The 2264-nt window shown below is 60.6% G+C and carries 4 protein-coding genes; 2 read left to right on the top strand and 2 right to left on the bottom strand.

The genetic code is table 11. The features are described 5' to 3' along the window. Together ACRXB1_RS34850 and ACRXB1_RS34845 are read left to right on the top strand one after the other, a co-directional pair. Positions 1-997: pseudouridine synthase (locus ACRXB1_RS34850; protein WP_449494629.1), on the top strand; the 997-nt coding region annotated here is incomplete at its 5' end. A gap of 192 nt (positions 998-1189) precedes the next feature. Next, positions 1190-1426, top strand: coding sequence for a hypothetical protein (locus ACRXB1_RS34845; RefSeq protein ID WP_061999146.1), 237 nt, complete (start codon positions 1190-1192; stop codon positions 1424-1426). A gap of 55 nt (positions 1427-1481) precedes the next feature. Here ACRXB1_RS34845 and def read toward each other — a convergent pair whose 3' ends face one another. Together def and ACRXB1_RS34835 are read right to left on the bottom strand one after the other, a co-directional pair. Then, a complete protein-coding gene (def, locus tag ACRXB1_RS34840) occupies positions 1482-2015 on the bottom strand; it encodes a peptide deformylase (protein WP_056352690.1) in 534 nt (177 codons plus the stop codon). After that, positions 2012-2264: BRCT domain-containing protein (locus ACRXB1_RS34835; RefSeq protein ID WP_449494628.1), on the bottom strand; the 253-nt coding region annotated here is incomplete at its 5' end. The genes def and ACRXB1_RS34835, both read right to left, overlap by 4 nt.

Raw genomic sequence — 2264 nt, 5'->3', positions numbered from 1 at the left:
GTTCAGTGGCTCCGGCGCACCTCGCCGCGAGCGCAGCCACGCGCGCGAAGGCAGCCCGCGTCCGGCCTCCTTCGATCGCGAGCGTCCGCCAGGCGATCGTCCCTACGCAAAACGCGAGGCATCGCCGGAACGCTTCGGTGACGAGCGCAAGCCCCCTCGCAAACCAGCGGCCAAACCCTCTAAACCCCGCGATGCAGACGCGCCGCCCTCACCGGCCCGCATCGCGCGCGAAGGTGAAGACGGGCTCGTGCGTTTGTCGAAAGTGATGTCGGAACTCGGCCTCTGTTCGCGCCGGGAAGCCGATGAGTGGATCGAAAAAGGCTGGGTGCTGGTAGACGGCGTGGTCATCGATACGCTTGGCACCAAGATCCGTCCCGATCAGAACATCGAGATCGCTCAGGCCGCGCATGCCGCACAAATGCAACAGGTGACGATCCTGATCCACAAGCCGGTCGGCTATGTTTCGGGTCAGGCGGAAGACGGGTATCAGCCGGCGGTCACGCTGGTCAACCCTTCGAACCATTGGGCCGATGACCAATCCGGCATCCGCTTTTCACCCACGCATCTGCGCACGCTGGCGCCTGCGGGACGTCTGGATATCGACTCGACAGGTCTGCTCGTGCTCACGCAGGATGGCCGCGTGGCGAAGCAGTTGATCGGCGGACATTCGGATGTCGACAAGGAATATCTCGTGCGCGTGAAATTCGGCGAGCATGAACTCGATATCGAATCGCACTTTCCACCGGAAAGCCTCGCGCTCCTGCGCCACGGCCTCGCACTTGACGACGTGCCGCTCAAGACCGCCCAGGTCAGTTGGCAAAACGGCGAGCAGCTGCGCTTCGTGTTGCGCGAAGGCAAAAAGCGCCAGATTCGCCGGATGTGCGAGTTGGTCGGCCTGGAAGTGGTTGGGCTGAAGCGAATCCGGATGGGCCACGTGACCCTGGGTGCGCTGCCGCCGGGACAATGGCGTTACCTCGGCGCAGACGAAAGCTTCTGATCTGATAGATAACGTCGCGAAAAAACGACGGAATCCGCACAAATCGATGTGAACAGCACCCGCTGATCACATCGATTTTTTTTGGCCAATATTTTGGTTAAAGAAAATATGACTGATGACCGTTAGGCAGGTACACGTGCAATTTACCGCTCCGCCGCGCGTGAGCCTCGCAAAAGCCACTGGAGAATTGCCATGTCCGTTGAGATCATTGTTCGCGAAACAAAAACCGGCCTCGAAATCATCAGCGGTCGACGCCGCCTCGACGCACTGCTCGCGTTGCGCGACGAAGTCGTGGTAATGAGCCCGGGCATTGGCGAAGTCGTCATTGCGCGTTTGCCGGATGGGCGTTTGCAGGCGTCGGCAAATCCGGAACATATCAAGCTGTTTCGTCAGCCGGAGACGGCTTCGGGCAATAAGAGCTTTGCCTGAAACCCGTCGGCAGCCCGTCGATTCAAAACAATTCCACGGGCTGCCGTGACGACTTTCAGTCGTCGCTCTTCGGATCCAGCCCGGGGAACAGCACCTCGGTGAAACCGAACTTCGAGAAGTCCGTCACGCGCATCGGATAAAGCTTGCCGATCAGGTGATCACATTCGTGCTGCACGACACGCGCGTGAAAGCCCTCGGCAAGCCGCTCGATAGCCGTGCCGTACTGATCAAAACCCTGATAGCGGATCATGGAATACCGCTGCACGGCGCCGCGCAACCCGGGCACCGACAAACACCCTTCCCACCCTTCTTCCATGTCGTGCGACACAGGCGTGATGATCGGATTGATCAACACCGTCTCCGGCACCGGTTGCGCGTCCGGATAACGCTCGTTGTGAGCGAAGCCGAAAATCACCACCTGCAGGTCCACGCCGATCTGCGGCGCCGCAAGCCCGGCGCCGTTCGCATGACGCATGGTGTCGAACATGTCCTCCACCAGGGCGTGCAGTTCGGGCGTATCGAAATGATCCACCGGCTCGGCGATACGCAACAAACGCGGATCGCCCATCTTGAGGATTTCGCGAATCATGGTGTTTCTCCCTCCAAAAGCTTGCGCATACCATCTTCGTCGAGTACCGGAACGCCGAGTTCCTCGGCCTTCACGAGCTTGCTGCCCGCCTCCGCTCCAGCCACCACGTAATCCGTTTTCTTCGATACCGAGCCTGCCACCTTCGCGCCCGCAGCCTCGAGCATTTCCTTGGCGTCCTCGCGCGAAAGCGTAGGCAGCGTACCGGTCAGCACGACCGTCTTGCCGGCGAGCACACCTTGCGGCGCCCTA

This window comes from Caballeronia sp. M23-90 (assembly GCF_053574605.1).
Note: the sequence above shows the minus strand (reverse complement) of the source record. Positions and strands in the feature narration are given on the sequence as shown.

Excerpts from the sequence above, each read along its gene's own strand:
- ACRXB1_RS34845 (WP_061999146.1), top strand. The coding sequence starts at position 1,190 with ATGTCCGTTGAGATCATTGTTCGCGAAACAAAAACCGGCCTCGAAATC.
- def (WP_056352690.1), bottom strand. The coding sequence starts at position 2,015 with ATGATTCGCGAAATCCTCAAGATGGGCGATCCGCGTTTGTTGCGTATC.